The organism is Porphyromonas endodontalis ATCC 35406 (assembly GCF_000174815.1).
GTDB lineage: Bacteria > Bacteroidota > Bacteroidia > Bacteroidales > Porphyromonadaceae > Porphyromonas > Porphyromonas endodontalis.
The window spans coordinates 1-15,836 of the sequence record NZ_ACNN01000023.1; the positions used below are offsets into that span (position 1 = coordinate 1).

General features: G+C 45.9%; 13 protein-coding genes. 7 read left to right on the forward strand and 6 right to left on the reverse strand.

What is annotated here, in order from left to right; all coding sequences use genetic code 11:
• Positions 1-94: 94 nt before the first annotated feature.
• From POREN0001_RS05470 to POREN0001_RS05495, 6 genes are all read right to left on the reverse strand, one after another.
• Positions 95-1,438, reverse strand: coding sequence for a TolC family protein (locus POREN0001_RS05470; protein ID WP_004333867.1), 1,344 nt, complete (start codon positions 1,436-1,438; stop codon positions 95-97).
• A gap of 343 nt (positions 1,439-1,781) precedes the next feature.
• On the reverse strand, positions 1,782-2,618 hold the full coding sequence (locus tag POREN0001_RS05475) for a Bax inhibitor-1/YccA family protein (RefSeq protein WP_004333873.1): 837 nt from the start codon (positions 2,616-2,618) through the stop codon (positions 1,782-1,784).
• Positions 2,619-2,760: 142 nt separating this feature from the next.
• Positions 2,761-3,507: a Bax inhibitor-1/YccA family protein gene (locus tag POREN0001_RS05480; protein WP_004333877.1), complete on the reverse strand. Its 747-nt coding sequence runs from the start codon at positions 3,505-3,507 to the stop codon at positions 2,761-2,763.
• 24 nt (positions 3,508-3,531) lie between these two features.
• Entirely contained in the window at positions 3,532-5,382 is a 1,851-nt protein-coding gene (gene glmS, locus POREN0001_RS05485; RefSeq protein WP_004333871.1) for a glutamine--fructose-6-phosphate transaminase (isomerizing), read from the reverse strand.
• A 296-nt stretch (positions 5,383-5,678) separates the two neighbouring features.
• Positions 5,679-6,428 (reverse strand): C40 family peptidase, encoded by a 750-nt coding sequence (locus POREN0001_RS05490; RefSeq protein ID WP_004333869.1) that lies wholly within the window; start codon positions 6,426-6,428, stop codon positions 5,679-5,681.
• Positions 6,429-6,438: 10 nt separating this feature from the next.
• Positions 6,439-7,353 (reverse strand): ribonuclease Z, encoded by a 915-nt coding sequence (locus POREN0001_RS05495; RefSeq protein WP_040580877.1) that lies wholly within the window; start codon positions 7,351-7,353, stop codon positions 6,439-6,441.
• Between the two features lie 240 nt (positions 7,354-7,593).
• Between POREN0001_RS05495 and POREN0001_RS05500 the strand changes: the two genes are divergently transcribed.
• Genes POREN0001_RS05500 through cas2 form a run of 7 tightly spaced genes read left to right on the forward strand, consistent with a single transcriptional unit; the run spans position 7,594 to position 15,396 of the window.
• Positions 7,594-9,882, forward strand: a complete 2,289-nt coding sequence (locus POREN0001_RS05500) for a CRISPR-associated helicase/endonuclease Cas3 (RefSeq protein WP_040580880.1) — start codon at positions 7,594-7,596, stop codon at positions 9,880-9,882.
• 19 nt (positions 9,883-9,901) lie between these two features.
• Positions 9,902-10,582 (forward strand): type I-C CRISPR-associated protein Cas5c, encoded by a 681-nt coding sequence (gene cas5c / locus POREN0001_RS05505; RefSeq protein WP_004333868.1) that lies wholly within the window; start codon positions 9,902-9,904, stop codon positions 10,580-10,582.
• Entirely contained in the window at positions 10,579-12,462 is a 1,884-nt protein-coding gene (gene cas8c / locus POREN0001_RS05510; protein WP_004333880.1) for a type I-C CRISPR-associated protein Cas8c/Csd1, read from the forward strand. Before cas5c ends, cas8c begins: the two co-directional genes overlap by 4 nt.
• A gap of 39 nt (positions 12,463-12,501) precedes the next feature.
• Positions 12,502-13,371: a type I-C CRISPR-associated protein Cas7/Csd2 gene (cas7c, locus tag POREN0001_RS05515; RefSeq protein WP_004333878.1), complete on the forward strand. Its 870-nt coding sequence runs from the start codon at positions 12,502-12,504 to the stop codon at positions 13,369-13,371.
• Between the two features lie 9 nt (positions 13,372-13,380).
• The gene (cas4, locus tag POREN0001_RS05520) at positions 13,381-14,055 is read left to right on the forward strand and encodes a CRISPR-associated protein Cas4 (protein WP_004333875.1); all 675 of its coding nucleotides are present in this window, start codon (positions 13,381-13,383) and stop codon (positions 14,053-14,055) included.
• Between the two features lie 10 nt (positions 14,056-14,065).
• A complete protein-coding gene (gene cas1c, locus POREN0001_RS05525; protein ID WP_004333874.1) occupies positions 14,066-15,094 on the forward strand; it encodes a type I-C CRISPR-associated endonuclease Cas1c in 1,029 nt (342 codons plus the stop codon).
• An 11-nt stretch (positions 15,095-15,105) separates the two neighbouring features.
• Complete coding sequence (gene cas2 / locus POREN0001_RS05530) at positions 15,106-15,396, forward strand: CRISPR-associated endonuclease Cas2 (protein ID WP_004333870.1); 291 nt, start codon at positions 15,106-15,108, stop codon at positions 15,394-15,396.
• The last annotated feature ends 440 nt before the right edge of the window (positions 15,397-15,836 follow it).

A 15,836-nucleotide genomic window follows, 5' to 3' on the forward strand; every position in this document is an offset into this window, starting at 1 on the left:
ATTTCCTACCCCTGCGAGTTAATAATTGTTGCATCGCTACCAATCAGCAACTTACAGAAGATTTTTTCTTGCACAGAGAGGAGAAAAACTCCAATTAGCGGCCGTATAGAGCCAAAACTCCCGCTTTGTAAACGAAGTCGTATTGCGCGGCAAGCGCTTCTCGTTGTGCTAAAATCCATCGCTCCTCTGCCTGCTCCAATTCGTATGCTGAAGCTTTTCCTTCAATAAATTGCTTCCTCGCAAACTGCGAAGCACGTTCAGCAGCCCCAACAGCAAGAGCCGTAGATGAGATTTTGCGCTCTGCGGCAACAGCATTAGCGTGCGCCTTGAAAATATCTTTGTAAAGTCCGAGATCGGCATCAATCTTATCAAGTTGTGCGGAATGCAGATCTATTTTTGCCCGACGCACCGCATGAGCGGTATTTAGAGCATCGAAGATGGGCAAAGAAATGGAGAATCCCACATAAAAGCGACCATTCTCTCGGAGCTGATCACCAAAGGACTTATTCGCCTGCTGTAGCACACGAAAGTAACCATTGCCATACCCTGCATTTATACTAAGGGAGGGAATATATCCCGATCGAGCGGAACGGATCTTTTCTTCGGCAGCAGCGATTCCAAGATCAGCCGCTTTGAGGTCGGGTCGATGGGCTAAAGCATGACGATAAATAGCCTCCGGAGGTAAAAGTTCTGAGCGCGCATTCCGCACAAGAACAGGGAGATCCGGAGCCACTAATTGTATCGGAGCCTCACCATAGTACTCAACACAAACAGAGAGATCAACTCGCGTCATGGCACACTGACTCTCAGCTTCATAGAGAAGACCTCGCTCCGTCTCAATCAGCGTAGCCAGCTCATCCAGTCGACTAGAGGGATACTTCCCCTCCTTCACAAGGAGCATGGCTCGCTCTTGCAACTCTTCTAATCCCGAAAGATGCTGTTGAATAGCCTTAATGATATTCTGCTCCAATAGATATTTGTAGAAGAAGCCCATTACACGCAACTCGGCTCGCTCGCGGAGAGTCGCCAACATCGCGTCGCTATTCTGCTCATCCAACCGAGCCGCCTTTACCATACGCGGACGACGCAAGCCCGAGAAGAGCTCGTACGAAGCAGAGAGATCAAAAGTGGTATTTGCACTTGACCGTGGACCGAAAGCCCCCGTATTATCCTGACTTCTTCCATACTCCCAATCCTCCTTGATAGAGGCCTGTACCTTGGGTAAGTAGAGGCTTCTTGCCGTATCATAAGCAAGACGCCGTTGGGCGCTATCAACCTTTTGCCGTCCTACATTACTGTCGAAAGACACACTGCGCTCTACACACTCTTGATAAGTCATAGGGCGATGAAGCGACTCATAAATCGTTTCCAATTGTTGTGCCGAAGCTCCCCATGCAAGTCCGGCAGTAAGGGTTAGGGCAAGAACGCTCTTACGCATAATCTCTTTATATATTGGCTAGATGCTAAACAAAACTGGATTGCAAAGGTACGATATAAACAACACTTTCTCAAATGACGCAAATCCCTCTTCTCAACCGGAGTAGAGAGGGCTTCTAAAGGAGATGTCCTCAAGGTAGAGGACCAAGAACATTGAGACCGAAACATAAAAAAGCCGCACTCCACAAGTATGGGGTGCGACTTCATCTTTGGGGACAACACTTCTCCAAAACCTCAAGCTATACACACAAATCCGAAAGCTGTACGGCTATGGAAGCAAGGAAGAAGAAAAAGCCCTAGCAGCTCCTTCCCTCTTCATTAGGAAGAAGTCACTAGGGCTAGTCTTAATATCGAAGCGAATCTCTTCGTGAAAAAAGTTGAATCAACGTAATGAAGAGATTGATAATATCAAGATAGAGATGGAAAGCGGACTGAAGCACAAACTTATTTGCATCTTGCTCAGACATATGCCCATTGTTTCGCTCAAGCGTGGTTTTGATCCCATTGATACTAAAAATCGTCATTCCGGAAAAGAGAACGACTCCAACAAGAGAAGTGATCCACGTAACTAGAGGATGGGTAGCAAACATACCTACAATAGAGGCAATCACAAAGCCGATAGATGCCATTATCACAATACTTCCTAGCGAAGAGAGGTCTCGTTTGGTTAGCAAGCCAATGAGGCACATAGCTCCAAACATAACTGCCGTTATCCCCAATGCAGCGATGATGGAAAAGGCATCATAACCGATAAAAATAGAGGAGAGGGTCATCCCATTAGCCAAGCTATACAAGACGAAAAATATGATTAGCATACCATAATTCATCTTGTAAAAGAAAAAGGAACAGCCTATCCCCAGCACAAGTTGTAGAAGCACAAAGATGGGCATAAACCACATAAAACGAAACGTAGGCACAGCACCATCAGACGTCAAAGACTCTATCAGACTGGCGGGACTGAGCACCGCAGCCAAAGCAAACCCCGCAATGGTGGAGAGAGCAAGCCCTGCTGCCATCCATAGAAATATCTTTGTATAGATGGTTTTAGGATTGAGAGGAGGATAGCTAGGGCGCTTATCTTGCTCCGGGGGTTGTGGCGTCATCCCTCTCATCAGACCAAAGGGAGAAAATCCCTGGCCTCCCCCATTGGGGCGAAACGTAGAGAATAAATTTCCTAACATAACGAGTGTTTTTCTATTGGGTTGATTAATTTGTATTTTACATGCGATGTTGATTCCAAGATAGATATAGAAAGAAAGGAAATTATCGCCTCCCGCTTCCGGGCTCTCCACGAAGGCAAGAGGCGATAAGTATATAGCTCAATTATCGTCTATTCCCGCCCAACAGACGAAGAACAAAGAGGAATATATTGATAAAGTCTAGGTATAGCTCTAATGAACCTAAGAGAGCTATTTTGTGCATTCCCTCCTCCGAAACAAGACCATTCTTTTCTATAAGTAATCGACGGATCTTCTGTGTATCGTACACCGTAAGAATGGCAAAGAGGACAACCCCCACAAGGGAAATAATCCACTCCATTGTCGATGAATGCAAAAATAGATTGACCACCGAGGCAATTATGAGACCAACGAGAGCCATGAGAAGTATGCTCCTCCACGAGGAAAGATCGCGTTTTGTTACCGTACCGACAATAGCCATTACAGCAAACATCCCTGCCGATATGACAAAAGCCATCGCAATGGAAGAATAAGTGTAGACAAGGAATATAACACTCAACGTCACCCCATTAAGTACCGAATAAACTGCCATCATGAGCACTGCCGTAGAGAACGATACCTTGTGAATTGCAGCAGAAAGCCCCATAACGAGACCAAGCTCTGCAATAAAAAGCCCCCACATAAGCCAACGATTCATAAGAATGGTCATCATCATTGACTCGGAACTATAAACAAGGAAAGCCGTGAGAGCGGTTAGCCCTAGAGCCCCAGCCATCCAATAGAACACCTTGGTGAAAAGTTTGGCGACATCCGCCGTCTCCACAATCACTTCCGGTGCTTGAGAAACCACATCCTCACGATAAGGAGGAGGGGTCAGATTCTGATTATCCATAATTTTCTTTTTACTATATCTTAGTTATTCTACAGTTACCGACTTTGCCAAATTGCGTGGTTGGTCTACATCTTTTCCCTTGCACACAGCAATATAATAAGAGAGAAGTTGCAGAGGTACCACAGTAAGGAGAGGTTCTAATTCGGGTGCTATCTCCGGTATCTCTATCACATAGTCGACCATATTAGCCACCTGAGTGTCTCCCTCATTTACAATCGCAATGATACGTCCCTTTCGCGCCTTTATCTCTTGGATATTGCTCACTACCTTCTCGTAAATCTTGTCGCGAGTAGCAATTACCACAATCGGCATCTCTTCGTCAATCAGGGCAATAGGACCATGCTTCATCTCTGCGGCAGGATAGCCCTCTGCATGGATGTAGGAGATTTCCTTGAGTTTGAGTGCTCCCTCTAGAGCTACGGGATAGTTAATTCCTCGCCCTAGATAGATAAAGTTATGGGCGTAAGTAAAGCGAGTTGATAGCTGCTCAATACGCTCCTTTTGCTCAAAAATCTTTTCTATTTTCTCAGGGAGAATGAGCAAATCGTCTATAATTTGTGTATAACGCTCCGTAGCCAAAGAGCCTTTTTCGCGTCCGAGACAAAGAGCCAGGAGGGCAAGCACAGTGACCTGCCCCGTAAAAGCCTTGGTAGAAGCAACACCAATCTCGGGACCTACGTGGATATACGTCCCAGAGTCTGTAGCACGTGCAATGGACGATCCTACCGAATTACAGATACCATAGATAAAGGCCCCCTTCTCTTTTGCCAACTGGATGGCAGCAAGAGTATCCGCGGTCTCTCCCGACTGAGACATAGCTATAACTACATCAGAGGGGCGAATAATGGGATTACGATAGCGGAATTCAGATGAATACTCAACCTCAACAGGGATACGTGCCAAGCTCTCAATAAGCTGCTTACCTATGAGGCCTGCATGCCAAGAGGTCCCACACCCCACTATAATAATACGCTCTGCCGAGAGTAGGCGGTCGCGATGATCCACCATAGCAGATAGGATTACATCCTTAAGATCCGGATTGACTCTCCCCCTCATACAATCGCATAGCACACGGGGTTGATCTAGTATCTCTTTGATCATGAAGTGGGGGTATCCCTCCTTCTCAATCATCCCAAGATCCATGGTGACATTGCTAATCTTAGGCTCTATCACTTGGTTCGAAAGCGTTTCCATATAGGGAGCCTTACCGGGGATAAGCTCCACAATACCTCCATCCTCTACAAATATAATATCGCGTGTATACTCTATCATAGGTGTGGGATCCGAAGCCAAAAAGAACTCCTTATTATCATCCCCAACACCAATTGCCAACGGACTGCTTTTGCGAGTGGCAACAAGGCAATGAGGTTCGTTTTTATCAATTACCGCAATAGCGTAGGCTCCGATCACATTGCCCAAGGCTTTCTGCACGGCACGGAAGAGCGAGAGGTTGTACCTTTTCTTGGTATACTCTATAAGTTGTACGAGCACCTCTGTATCCGTATCACTTTGGAAGGTATACCCCTCGGCAGAGAGGGAGCGTTTAAGCTCTCTATAATTCTCTATAATGCCATTATGTACAAGGGCTATTTCGCCACTCTCTGAGTAATGGGGATGGGCATTTCGCTCCGAGGGCTCTCCGTGCGTAGCCCAACGAGTGTGAGCAATCCCTAAAGACCCACTCAAATCCTTGCCCTGAGCACAACTCTCTAGATTGATTACTTTTCCCTTTGTTTTACATACGACAATATCTCCCGAGGCGTGCTGCAAGGCAACCCCTGCACTATCGTACCCTCTATATTCAAGCCGTTTGAGCCCCTTTATTAGAATGGGGAATGCCTCTTGTTTCCCTATATATCCAACGATTCCGCACATAGTATATGTGTGTTTCTTCTTTTGTGTTTCTTCCTTATCATTGTTTAGCGAGCAGGCTATCCTTTTAGTCTGCTACTCTCCTCGCGAAAGTACAACAAAAATCCGAATCAGCATGACTACGACCTGCCATGGGCACCGATATTTGCGATGCCGTTCCTATTAATACCAGACCTAGTATTTACCATCTTTACGATACGAGCATTGGACAACAAAAAAGAGAATCCCCCGAACTAACCAGCGTAGCATCGGAGGATTCCCCTTTGTCAAAAACCCTTCTCTCGAGGGGGGGGGGGACTTTAGTCTTCTACGCAACCAAAGAAAGAGGTGCTAAAAAGATTTGGAGCTTGCCAAGCCAGCGCTTGAGCAGGAATGGGGAGGAGTTTCTCTTGTGCCTTTTCGTCTTCTTCTCTGTAGGCTGCCGAATACGTACGCTCTAGGTAGGGAACCCGTCCGGCACGAATGTAACGAGAGGAGAAATAGGCGCTAGATTGCAATTCTTCTTGTACGATTCCTCGAGAATTGGTGCTATGCATCATAGTGATGCGAGAGCCTTGCACCTTTACAACCAGAGCAACATGCCCAATACGATCACTCCGCCTATTGCGTCCTTTGAAGAAGAGAAGGTCTCCCGGACGTGGATTCTGTACTGTCCTTGTTACCTTAGCAAGGTCTGCAGAGGAACCACTCAGAATGACACCAAAACAAGAAAAGAGATAGCGCACATAACCCGAGCAGTCCATTGCCCAAGGCAACGAACCACGATAGCGATAGGGTTTTCCCAAGAACTTCCGACCTAGCGTGATAAGATCTTGTACAAGATCGCCCGTGGGAGCCACTTCATGTACCGCATAGGCGGGGCAGTCGGGGTGAGCGAGCAGCTTGCCATTAGCATCGTAGACAGCAACTGCGTCATCCGAAGAGAACGAAGAGCGCGAAGCCCTCGCCTTCGCTCCACATGAGGAGCAAATAGAAGTAAGCGCAACGAGGACAAAGAGGATATATCCTCTTCGTACCGAGCGACATACAGCATTTTGTAGGTTAATCATACATCTTTTATTATAGGTGAATAATCAACCCCTCTTGGGCGGCTGTTGTATTTGGGAAAACACTACGTGCTTCGTCCAAGAGGGGAGTTACATCGGTGTATCTAGAAGAATAATGCCCAATTAAAAGGCGTTTAACCTCCGCTTTGAGAGCAATAGTGGCGGCATCTCGCGCAGTACTATGCGCAGTAGTAGCAAGGCGCGCACGCAAATCCTCACCAAAAGTAGCCTCATGGTAGAGGAGATCAACCCCACGCACCTGCTCTATCAAATCAGGGAAATACTCCGTATCGCTACAATAAGCATAGCGGCGGGGGATGCGTCCCGGTTTAGTGAGTCTATTGTTAGGGATGATGCTACCATCCTGCGCTGTATAAGACTCCCCAAGTAAAATGGCAGGGTAGCAACAGCGGGGGACTTGGTAGAAATCCACAGCAGGCTTATCCAAATGGCGAGCGGCACAACGCTCTTCGAATAGGAACCCCATTGTAGGGATGCGGTGACTCAAGGGTAGAGAGCGAACGCACAGCGAAGGATCTTCGTGTATCACCTCGCTCTTGCGGTAGTCGTGTTCGTGCGTAATAATCTCGTAACTGCACTCGGCAAGGAAGCTCTTGCGGTGGGCATCAATATACTCCGTAAGCCCCTCCGGTCCGTGGATGTGCAACTCCCCCGTCCGCCCAAGCATAGAGAGGGTCGAAAGCAACCCCGGCAAACCAAAGCAATGGTCACCGTGGAGATGAGATATGAAAATAGTGTGAATGCGTCCAAAGTGAAGACCTTGCCGGCGAATCTGGAGCTGGGTGCCCTCGCCACAGTCCACCAAATAGACCTTACCTCTAAGGGTAAGTGCCTGAGCGGAAGGATTGTGCTTCGTGGTTGGGAGAGCAGAACCACAACCCAATATATGTACCGATAGGGTCTCCATGGGATGCAAAGATAGAAATTTTTACGTAGAGACCTTCTCTTTTTGCCCCTACAGGGGTAAACTCGCACATTTTGTAGGGTACAGTGCAACATTTCCCTGCCTGATTTTCTTTTCAAAATCAGCCTATATCTCCCCGCAAAACCACCCTATTCTTTTTTATTTTACAGGCTGAAAAAGGAAATTTTTTGACTACATTTGTATATCCTATTTAGGGCGAATTTTTAGATTATTAAGTACAACATGGTGGACTCACTTGGTTTTATCGCGCATGTGGACATGGAGGGGAAGATACAACCCCTAGGGAATCATGCTGAAGAGGTAGCTCGAAGATGTAGTAAATTTTGTACCCAAATAGATCCAAAATGGGGCAATGTAGGCACACTATTGGGATTGCTCCACGACCATGGGAAATACCAAAAGAGCTTCCAAAGGTATATACGACACTCCTCAGGGCTAGCGGATCAGGGACCTGCCCGAGCCCCACACAGTATGGCCGGAGCCATCCATGCACACTCGCTATTCAAAGATAGGAACAAGACTCTTGCCCAAATTCTCGCTTATTGTATTGGAGGACACCATCGGGGACTATACGATAGTGCCGAATTAGAGAATGCGCTCAAGACTGCGGACAATAAGGCCTATTACCAAGACATGCTACGAAACGCACCCCAAGCAGCCACAGACTTGGAGAAAAGGATTGCTCAGCTAGGGACACTCCCCAATATCATGGAGATCGAAGAGGAAGACAGGCCTTTTTTCGTACGAATGCTCTTCTCGGCTCTGATAGATGCAGACCACCTTGATACAGAGGCCTTCATGAACAAAGAAAAAGCCCTACTAAGGAATGAATCTAAAAAAATAGATGTCTCATGGAGCACATTAAGAGATAGACTTAAAGAAAAGACTGATAGCTTTGCCAAAGACTCTCCGCTCAACCATGCACGAGCAGAGTTCCTACAAAAATGCAGAATCCATGGGAGTTCTCACGATCCTAGCATCTATTCTCTATTCCTCCCCACCGGAGGAGGGAAGACTTTATCTTCCATGGCATGGGCTCTTGAATCGGCAATACGCAATGATTCATCACGGATTATCTATGTCATTCCCTATACCTCTATCATCACCCAAACAGCCGAAATATTCAAACAAATTTTCGGAGAAGAGTATGTATTAGAGCACCACAGCGAGTTGGATATGGGAGACAACGAAGAATATGATAGATGGAAACTACTCACAGAAAATTGGGATGCCCCGATCATCATTACCACCAATGTACAAATGTTCGAATCCCTCTATGCTAGCCGAACAAGTCGTTGTCGCAAACTGCATAACATCTGCAATTCGGTGATCGTCTTCGATGAAGTACAGATGTTTCCATCCGCACTCCTCAATCCAATGCTTCGGGCTGTCGAAAGCCTCTCACTCTGTTTCAATGCCAATATTCTTCTCTGTACCGCAACGCAGCCCGTATTTACGCAATCATTTGAGGTGGCAGGGAGAGAATCAAGCAACTTCTATTCTATACAAATTGAGATAGAAGATGTTGTACTCTACGACAAGGAGTTATTCTCTGCTTTCGAACGAGTGCGGTACCATACATTTAAAGAGAAGAAAAAGATAGCTATCCTAGCCAAAGAGTTGCACCAGCAGCGTACTGCACTATGTATCACCAATACACGGGCTGATGCAGGGAAACTATATGACGAAGTAGTTGCACTAGGACGCAATAAAGAGGAGATTGTCCACCTCTCTCGCATGATGTGCTCGTTACATATCCGTAAACAAATCGCTTACATAAGGGAACGCCTATCGGCAGGGCTTCCTATAATCGTTATCAGCACACAGCTTATCGAAGCGGGCGTTGATATAGACTTTCCCGTTGTTTACCGGGCTCACAGCGGACTAGACAGCATTATCCAAGCAGGGGGACGGTGCAATCGAGAAGGGCGACTAAGCTCAGGGGATGTATACATTTTCGACCTTGAGGATGGGAGCAAGCCCTGGGGAGAGGCGAAGCAAGGGCAACAAGCCTCCATCCTTATCTATAAGAAGATCAAAGACGATGTTCTCAACCCAAACGACCCCGAGCTCATTCGCCAATACTATTTAGAGTACTACGGCAATCAAGTCAATAGCTTCGACAAAAGACATATTGAGGATTACCTATGGAGCTACCAAGCCAAACAGGATCTAGAATGGGACTTTGAGACAGCAAGTAAGAAGTTCCGTCTCATCGAAAACGAGGACATTACAGACATATACGTGCCATACGGACAAGAGGGAGAAGAGTTGATCTCTAAGCTATCCCAGAGGGTCCTGCTCAATCGAAAAGAGTTTCGCATCCTACAAAAGCTCCGAGTAGGAGTTCGAAAAAAGGATTTTGAAACATTACATAGTCAGGGCGTGCTAAAAGAAGTTCGGTTAGGACAGCTTCCTATTTGGGTGCTAACTTATGGGTATCCTTGCTATGACGAAGCAAGAGGGCTCAAGTGCGAAGATATTTGGACAGACGAAATCGTTATAATATAAACCCATATAAACCAAGTATATGGAATACACAGATAAAGAATATTGTTTAGAATTACGGGGCGACTTTGCCTGCTTCACACGCCCCGAGATGAAGGTAGAACGTGTAAGCTACGACGTTATTACGCCATCGGCGGCACGCAATATCTTCCAAGCTATCTTCTGGAAGCCAGCCATACGATGGGAGATAACTCGTATCGAAGTACTCAACCCAATCAAGCGTTTTTCCATCCGACGTAACGAAGTAGCAAGTGCCATGAGTCCCCGAGCTTCTCACCTTCTGATCGAAGAGCATCGAACGCAAAAGACTGCTTACATCCTACGGGATGTGGCTTACCGCGTCTTTGCTAAACTGGTCTTCATCCCCATTCGGGATCGAACCGATGAGGAGAAAGCAAGGGTTACAGATCCACAGCATGAAAATCCGATGAAGTATCAGCAAATCTTTGAGCGAAGAGCCGAGCAGGGGCAGTGCTTTACACAACCCTACCTAGGATGTAGAGAATTTTCCTGCTCCTTTGAGTGGATCCCCAATGCCCCCTACGGGCAAGGCATCCCCGAGAGTCGTAACTTAGGGTATATGCTATACGACCTCGACTTTGCAGGCAACCCACGATCTCCCCAACCGATGTTTTTCGAAGCAATAATGGAGCATGGCGTTATTTCTATTCCCAAACCTTTAAGCGACAAAATACTACGATGATACTACAAGCTCTATATCAATACTACCAGCAGATGCATGCTGTGGGTGCCGATATTGCCCCTCCCGGGATGGAGAAGAAGGCAATTCCTTTTATCATAGAACTGACTCCTGAGGGTGAGGTTATACAGGTCACAGAAACCATGGACTCTGAAAATAAGAAAAAGACCTTTCTCGTATCTCGATCAGCAACCCGATCTGGCAAAAATGCCTTCCAAGTAGCCCAAGTCATGTGGGATCATCTCGGCTATGTGCTCGGAGTATCCAAAGATGGCACTGAGAAGGAAGAACAGGTCGCTCCAATGCAAAATGAATCCTTTATCAAAAAAGTTGATGAACTAAGGGAGCTATATCCAGAGAACCCTCACATCGCTGCCGTAGCTCGATTTTACCATGATGGTCATGCCCTTCGCCTAATCGAAGATGAAACTATCATAAAGGACATTCAAAAAACGACGGGAGCCAATATAAGTTTTCGAGTCCGAGACTTAGAAGATGACCGACTCGTAGCCTCTATTCAAGATGTACAGTCTTATATGAATAGAGCTGCTGAGTCTAAAGACACAGACAATAGTAATACTAGTGTATGCCTTGTAACGGGAGAAAAATCTACGATAGCTCGCCTTCACCCCTCGGTCAAATTGGCCGGTGCACAAGCAACAGCCTCTCTTATCAGCTTCCAGAAATCTTCCGGATTTGACTCCTACGGCAAGGAGCAAGGCTTTAATGCCCCCATCTCTGGTCACGCTGCAGAATCCATTGCAACCGCCCTCAACAATCTACTTGCAAAGGACAAGAACACAAATTATAGAGTAGGAGACACAGCCTTTGTATTCTGGAGCAATTTGGCGGACGAAAACCTCCTCTCGAGCTATCGTACGGCCACATTCAACGGCATATCTAGCTCGTCTGAAGAGGAAGAAGAGAACCTAGATTTAGAAAATCCGGAGGAAGAAAAATCGAAAAAAAGCCGCAGAAAAAAGAAAAATATCCCCTCCACCATTGCCCCAGACAGAGAGAGCTATAGAGTATTACAGACTCTCAAGGCGGCTTGTGGATACAACGGTGGAAAAGTACATGAAGACAATGGTCGCTTCTATATACTAGGATTAGCTCCCAATGCCGCACGTATATCTATCAAGCTATGGGCAGAAGGCAGCATCCCCGAGATTGTCGGGAACACCTTACAACATCAGTATGATATGAATATCATATCAGAAAAGGGCAATGTAGATGCAGAGACTCCACCCCTACGCTCTATCTATCAAATTGTGAAGACAGTCTCTTCTTCGGATAAATCAGACAAATGGTCTTCTAATCTTATCCAAAGTATCGTCGAGAGCATTGTGGAGAATAAGCCCTACCCACAAAGCCTACAACAAGCCTGCTTAGAGCGAATAAGAAGAGGCAATCGCATCACAGAGCTACGAGCTGCAATCCTAAAAGCATATATAAATAGAAAGAAACAACAAGAATACATTACTATGTCACTTGACCCTAATCAAACAAACAAGGCTTACTTAGCCGGTAGATTATTTGCCCTATTCGAAAGCATCCAGCAATGTGCTCTCGGAGGGAATCTGAACAGAACTATTCGAGATGCTTACTATGGCACCGCCTCTACTACACCTCGCACTATATTTGGTCGCCTGGATGCTCTGTCTAAAGTACATCTATCGAAACTGAGAAAAGAAAAGCCCGGATTGGCTGTTCTCAAGGAAAAACAACTAGAAGAGATTTATAATCTAATCCCCGGGGGAGCACCCGAAATGCCAACACATTTCTCTCTAGACGATCAAAGCATCTTTGCAGTGGGTTATTATCATCAACGAGTAGAAGCTTGGCGCAAAAAAGAAGAAACAGAAGACCATTTAGAAGAGTAATCTCAAAACAAATCAACAACAATCCAAATAACAATAGATATGGAAAAGACAGCAGTAAACAATAGGTACGACTTCGTTTACCTTTTTGATGTATGTGATGGCAATCCCAATGGAGACCCCGATGCAGGAAACATGCCTCGAATAGACCCCGAGACCGGGCATGGACTTGTAACAGATGTATGCCTCAAACGAAAGGTACGCAACTATGTAGAGATTGCTACAAGCACTAATCCATCAAACGATGGTACAAATAAAATCTTCATCAGAGAAGGAGCCGTCTTAAACAACATCATAGGAGAAGAGTTCGAAGCCACTGGCAAAAACACCAAAGAGGCAGCTCGGGCACGTATGTGTGCAAACTATTACGACGTACGCACCTTTGGTGCCGTAATGTCTACAGGTGATAAGGAAAAAAATGCCGGACAAGTACGAGGAGCCGTTCAGTTCACTTTTGCCCGTTCGATTAGCCCCATTGTTGCAAGCGAACATACCATTACTCGTATGGCAGTAGCAACAGAAGAGGAAGCAAAAAAACAAAAGGGAGACAATAGGACAATGGGAAGAAAATCAACAGTCCCCTATGCGCTCTATCGCGCCCACGGCTTCATCTCGGCTCATTTAGCCAATGAAACAGGATTTAGTGAAGAGGATCTCGAACTTCTTTGGCAAGCTCTGGAAAAAATGTTTGACTTCGACCGATCAGCGTCTCATGGACTTATGGCTGCCAGACGTTTGATCATCTTTAAGCATGACTCAGCCCTAGGCAATGCTCCTGCTCACAAACTATTGGAGTGTGTACAAGTAAAGCAACGAGATTGCTCTACTCCGGCTCGCAGTTTCTCAGATTTTGAAGTCGTGATAGAACATGAAAAATTACCCCAAGGCGTTGAACTTATAGAAAGATTCTAATTCGACGGCATGTCCACAACACGCTACACAGAAGACGAGATGCTGATGCTTTCGGGCATTCAGCATTTCGCTTTCTGTCCCCGGCAGTGGTGGCTTATCCATGTCGATCAGGCATGGGCAGAAAATCGCCTTACAGCCCTGGGACAACAAATGCACCAGCGTGTCAATGATCCCAATGAGAGCGAACGTCGGGGGACAACTATTACGCTTCGAGCGATGCCCATCGCCTCTACCACCCTTGGGCTGTATGGAGTGGCTGATGCTGTAGAACTCAGACCGGCCTCTCCAGAAGAAGGATTTACTCATCCTCGCTACCCTGGGTATTGGCATCCTACCCCCATAGAGTACAAAAGGGGTGCTCCCAAACGATACACAAAGGCAGATCAATTGCAACTCTGTGCAGAGGCCATCTGCCTAGAAGAGATGTACAGTGTACACATTCCTTTCGGCTACCTCTTTTATGGGGAAACGAAACATCGATCTGAAGTAGAATTAACCTCAGACCTCCGAGCAGAAACAGCTGAGATCGCAAGGCAAATGCACGAATCCTTTTCTCAGGGGAAGGCAATTTCCCCCTTTCCAATTACAGCATGTCGCAACTGTTCTCTCCAAGACCTGTGCCTCCCACAGGTAACACAATGCCCCTCCGTCTCCGAATATTTCAAGAAACACAGAATCTTCTAAATATAACCTTATGCGCAAACTACTGAATACTCTCTATGTATTAAGCCCCAATGCATACCTACAAAAGGATGGAGAAAATGTGGTGGTACGCATTGATGACCAAGAGAGCTTTCGCATCCCAATCATCAACTTAGAGTCTATTATCAGTTTTTCATACCTCGGAGCCTCTCCCGGGTTGATGAATCTGTGCACTCGTTGTGGTGTTACACTTTCATTTCACACACCTCGGGGACAGTATATTGGGAGTCTAGAGGGAGAGGTACGTGGCAATGTATTACTCCGGCGCACTCAGTTTAGATATGCCGATGATGAAGTGATGTCTTCCCACTACGCTGCGGCATTCATAGCCGGGAAAATTGCCAATCAGAGATCTGTTTTGGCTCGATTTCTACGAGATCACCGCCCCGAAGATAGTGTTTCTATTCGGCTACAAGAGGTTATAACTCAACTCAAGATTCTAATCCAAACACTTTCTCGACGTAGCTCAAGAGCTCAAGTTATGGGTGTAGAGGGAACCGCTGCCCAACTTTACTTTGGTGTATTTCAGCATTTGATTCTCAATAAAGAATTCTCCTTTAGTGGAAGAAGTAAACGCCCTCCAAAAGACGCTATAAACACGCTCCTATCTCTATTCTACACCATGCTCTCACACGACGTTCGCTCTGCTCTCAACTCCGTTGGGCTAGATCCCTATGTGGGATTTTTGCACACAGATCGACCAGGGCGTCCAAGCCTTGCATTAGATTTAATGGAAGAGTTGAGAGCTTATATGGTAGATCGATTTGTCTTATCCATAGTTAATAAAAGACAGGTTCGCCCATCAGACTTTATAGAATATGGGGAAGAAGAGATTAGACTAAGGGACGAGACCCGCAAAGACCTTATAGGACTTTGGCAAAAGCGCAAAAAAGAAGAAATAACTCATCCCTATCTCAACGAACGCATCCCTCTAGGATTACTCCCTTATACACAGGCAATGCTATTAGCAAGAGCTGTTCGTGGAGAGTTAGAAGATTATCCCGTATTCCTCATCCAATAGCATTGCTCTATATGTATGTACTAGTAACCTATGATGTACAAACATCTGATCCACAAGGAGCTAAACGCCTTAGAAAAGTTGCCCGTATTTGTAAGAATTATGGACAACGAGTGCAAAACTCAGTTTTTGAATGCCTTGTAACCCCAGCTCAAATGGTCTCATTAGAGCAAGAACTCTCCTCTAATATAGATCATACCTCCGACAGTTTGCGCATCTATCAACTCGGATCGAACTATAAACATAACATTAAAATGATTGGCAAGGAAACCTCTTTCGACTTTGAAGGAGAGTTGTTAATATAGCAACTGCGAACCTCATGCTATCAGTAAAATCCTCTACTATTCGCAACTCTTGATTCTCAGGATTATAACATATTACCGAGCATTATTCGGGTACACTCCTTTTTGTAGTACATTTGTTCTCGCAAAAATGGAGCTATAGTACCTCTATTTATCAAGTCTATAGCCTCCGCAGTCGCACCCTTTAGGGGTGCGTGAATTGAAACTTTTACACCTATTTCTTACGACAGTTTTACTGAGGTCGCACCCTTTAGGGGTGCGTGAATTGAAACGTCTCAGATACTTGTTTTTCTGAAAAACTTTGATTAGTCGCACCCTTTAGGGGTGCGTGAATTGAAACCATTTTGAATAATGTGATGAACGCAGAGAATGCTCGAGTCGCACCCTTTAGGGGTGCGTGAATTGAAACCTGGACAGGCTCCTAGCCTTCGTTACATCGTAAA